Origin of the sequence: Paenibacillus thiaminolyticus, assembly GCF_003591545.1 — a bacterium.
GTDB lineage: Bacteria > Bacillota > Bacilli > Paenibacillales > Paenibacillaceae > Paenibacillus_B > Paenibacillus_B thiaminolyticus_A.
This window is the reverse complement of record NZ_QYZD01000089.1, coordinates 1-2652: the sequence shown is the minus strand read 5'-3', so window position 1 is coordinate 2652 and position 2652 is coordinate 1. Positions and strand designations below refer to the sequence as shown.

Genomic DNA, 2652 nt, shown 5'->3' with positions numbered 1-2652 from the left:
GTCAAGAGTCGCTGATATGGTCAAGAGTCGCTGGTATGGGCAAGAGTCGCTGATAAGGTCAAGAGTCGCTGATAAGGTCAAGAGCCGCTGGTATGGTCAAGAGTCGCTGACATGGTCAAGAGTCGCTGATAAGGTCAAGAGCCGCTGGTATGGGCAAGAGTCGCTGGTATGGGCAAGAGTCACTGATATGGCCGAGTCGACGGCATGATCAAGAGTTGCTGGTATGCGCAAGAGTTGCTGACATGGTCAAGAGTCACTGGCATGGTCAAGAGTCGCTGATATGGGCAAAAGTCGCTGATAAGGTCAAGAGTCGCTGATAAGGTCAAGAGCCGCTGGTATGGGCAAGAGTCACTGATATGGCCGAGTCGACGGCATGATCAAGAGTTGCTGGTATGCGCAAGAGTCACTGGCAGGTTCAAGAGTCGCTGATATGGGCAAAAGTCGCTGATAAGGTCAAGAGTTGCTGATAAGGTTGGTATGGGCAAGCACTCGGCTGTGCCCAGGGTTGGGGCGCGTGGCGGTCTACTAGGCTGTTCGCGTAGGAGGCTGCTCCAGAGGACATCGGGGCGGCCCTCAATTTAAAAATGCTGCAGGCGTGCAGTAATTTTCGATGCGATCAAGGGTTTGTGGCAGGATTCCTGCAAAAGCGCAGCATTTTTCCTGTTTTTCCTTTCTTTTGGGCGATTAAGGGCTAAATTACTGCATTTTTGCAGGATTGACTTTTAACAAAAAGCAACTCAGGAGAAAATACTGCAGATTTGCAGTATTTCAGACTATTGATAATTCGGTGCTGCGTGGAACAATACGTTCTCAATGCCCGGTGGATGGGAACCTTCGCAGGACCGGGAACAGGCGCGCGTAGGGGGGCAGGTGGAAGCATGAGGCCTCGCTGCGACGACGAAGAGACATCAGAAGAAACAGCAGAAGAGCGACATAAGAAGAGACATCAGAAAGAAACAGCAGAAGAGCGACATAAGAAGAGACATTAGAAGAAACAGCAGAAGAGCGAAATAGAAGAGGCTTCAAAGGCTCAAGGGCCCCCCAGTTCCATAAGCTCGGACATGCCATAAGCCCCGTAGTTCCATAGGCTCGGACATGCCATAAGCTCCGCAGTGCCATAAGCTCCATTTCGCGAGCATGGCGGCAGAACCAGTACCAATCTGTTCAAGAGCAGTGAGCGCTGACCGCTAAATGGGCGATTTGCACATTTCGACGATTGCGCAGTGGCAGCGGATCCATGAATCTATTCGCTGTGGAAGGGGATTGGGGTATAATCATATCAAATCCTATGGAACAAGGAGCGTGGCGCATTATGACAACATGGAAGGTCGTTGTGGCCGGATGCGGCCAAATGGCCAATACGTGGATTGAGTATGCCAGGGAGCGCGAGGATACGGAGATCGTTGGCCTCGTCGATATTTGGCCGGAAGCCGCCTTGCAGATGGCGGACAGGCACGGCCTGTCGTGCGGGCTGTATTCGGATCTGCGGGAAGCGATCCGGCGCAGCGGGGCCAATCTCGTGTTCGACGTGACAACGCCGGATGCGCACCGCGCAACCTCGGGAACGGCATTGGAGATGGGCTGTCATGTGATAGCGGAAAAGCCGATGGCATCCAGCCTCACCGCGGCGATAGAGTTAGCCGAGCTGTCGCGGAAGACAGGGCTGTCCCTGTCTATTATGCAGAACCGCCGTTATTTGCGCCGGGTTCGGGCCTTCCGCGACCTGGTGCAGTCGGGCGTCATCGGCCCGATCGGCTTCGTCGGGGCGGATTTCTTCCTGGCGCCCCGGTTCGGAGGCTTCCGCGAGCAGATGGCGAGTCCGCTGATTCTGGACATGGCCATCCATACGTTTGATCAAGCGCGCTTCATCACCGGGGCGGATCCGGTATCCGTCACCTGTCATGAGTGGAATCTTCCCGGCTCCTGGTATAAAGGTCATGCCAGCGCTGTTTGCACCTTCGAGATGAGTGACGGGTCCGTGTTCAACTACCGCGGCTCCTGGAGCGCCCAGGGCTTCCCGACGTCATGGGAGGCGGCTTGGCGCGTGGCGGGAAGCCGGGGCACCGGGATATGGGACGGCGAAGACCGGATCGAAGCCGAAACGTTCAATGATGCCGGGGAAGCAATGCGGACGGAGGCATCGATGGATTGGAGCGGCCGGGAAGGGCATGCCGGCTGCCTCGATGATATCTTCGCTGCGATAGCCGAAGGCCGGCCGGCGGAGACTTGCGCCGCCGACAACGTGAAGAGCATGGCGATGGTGTTCGGCGCCATGGAAAGTTCCCGCCGGCAAGCGACGGTGCGGATGGCACCGCTGCTCCAGGAATACGCTTCCTATCGGGAACTGTAACAGAACAGTAGTGGTGCCGAGAAGCTGCGCCCGGGAGCATTAGCCAGGAAGCTGTGACCCCGAGAGGCCGGAAAGGGAAGCCTGGCACGGCTCGACGACTCGAATTCATAGGGAGTGTGGGGCATGACAAAGAAGGGAGAGACTCGGTACGAAGAAGCAATGTATGGGCTCGGAGAGCAATATGAACAAGATGAGCAATGTGAACAAGATGTGCAACATGAACAAAATGGACAACATGAGCAAGATGAGCTAGAGCGTGTCTTCAAACCTAATTTAACCATAACAAAATAGAAGCCAACGAT

3 protein-coding genes are annotated in these 2652 nt (G+C 55.4%); all 3 read left to right on the top strand.

Annotation, left to right across the window (positions count from 1 at the left end):
• Positions 1 to 16: 16 nt before the first annotated feature.
• The 3 genes from DQX05_RS30015 to DQX05_RS31290 all read left to right on the top strand — a co-directional run bounded on the left by DQX05_RS30015 (position 17) and on the right by DQX05_RS31290 (position 2641).
• A complete protein-coding gene (locus DQX05_RS30015; RefSeq protein WP_119796882.1) occupies positions 17 to 208 on the top strand; it encodes a hypothetical protein in 192 nt (63 codons plus the stop codon).
• A gap of 1104 nt (positions 209 to 1312) precedes the next feature.
• Positions 1313 to 2350, top strand: a complete 1038-nt coding sequence (locus DQX05_RS30010) for a Gfo/Idh/MocA family protein (RefSeq protein WP_119796881.1) — start codon at positions 1313 to 1315, stop codon at positions 2348 to 2350.
• A 123-nt stretch (positions 2351 to 2473) separates the two neighbouring features.
• The gene (locus DQX05_RS31290; protein WP_182914978.1) at positions 2474 to 2641 is read left to right on the top strand and encodes a hypothetical protein; all 168 of its coding nucleotides are present in this window, start codon (positions 2474 to 2476) and stop codon (positions 2639 to 2641) included.
• Positions 2642 to 2652: the final 11 nt, after the last annotated feature.

Excerpts from the sequence above, each read along its gene's own strand:
- DQX05_RS31290 (WP_182914978.1), top strand. The coding sequence starts at position 2,474 with ATGACAAAGAAGGGAGAGACTCGGTACGAAGAAGCAATGTATGGGCTC.
- DQX05_RS30015 (WP_119796882.1), top strand. The coding sequence starts at position 17 with ATGGTCAAGAGTCGCTGGTATGGGCAAGAGTCGCTGATAAGGTCAAGA.
- DQX05_RS30010 (WP_119796881.1), top strand. The coding sequence starts at position 1,313 with ATGACAACATGGAAGGTCGTTGTGGCCGGATGCGGCCAAATGGCCAAT.